Raw genomic sequence first — 561 nt, forward strand, 5'->3', positions numbered from 1 at the left:
CTGACGCTGGGCGGCAGCAACAATCTCGCACTGGGCGGCGCGATTTCCGGCGCGGGCAGCCTCGTGAAGGACGGTGCGGCCACCACCACGCTGACCGGCGTGAATACCTACACGGGCGGCACGACGGTCAACGGCGGCACGCTGGCGATCGGCGCGGGCGGCAGTCTCGCGTCGACCGGCACGATGAACCTCGCAGGCGCCGGTGCGATGCTGGACCTGAGCGCCGCGACGGGCGGCCAGACGCTCGGTGCGCTGTCGGGTGTCACGGGCACGAACCTCAACCTCGGCGGCAACGCGCTGACGCTGGGCGGGACCGCCAGCGGCACGTTCAGCGGCGCGATCGGCGGCACCGGCAGCCTGACGCTCGCGGGCACCGGCACGCAGACGCTGAACGGCGCGAGCACCTATTCCGGCGGGACGAACCTCAATAGCGGCGGCCTGGTGCTCGGCAACAATGGGGCACTCGGCTTCGGTGCGCTGAACGTCGGGGGCGCGGCCACGCTCGATACGAATGCGACCTTGTCGGTCGGCAATGCGGTCAATCTCGGTACGGGCGCCGCG

Annotated in this window: 1 protein-coding gene; it reads left to right on the plus strand. The window is 71.5% G+C overall.

Annotated features, from left to right (window positions below; all coding sequences use genetic code 11):
• A partial coding sequence (locus tag JMF90_RS39735; protein WP_201326618.1) for an autotransporter-associated beta strand repeat-containing protein occupies positions 1-561 on the plus strand: 561 nt, incomplete at both ends.

Source organism: Burkholderia sp. E168m23 (assembly GCF_016586125.1).
Classification (GTDB): domain Bacteria; phylum Pseudomonadota; class Gammaproteobacteria; order Burkholderiales; family Burkholderiaceae; genus Burkholderia; species Burkholderia orbicola.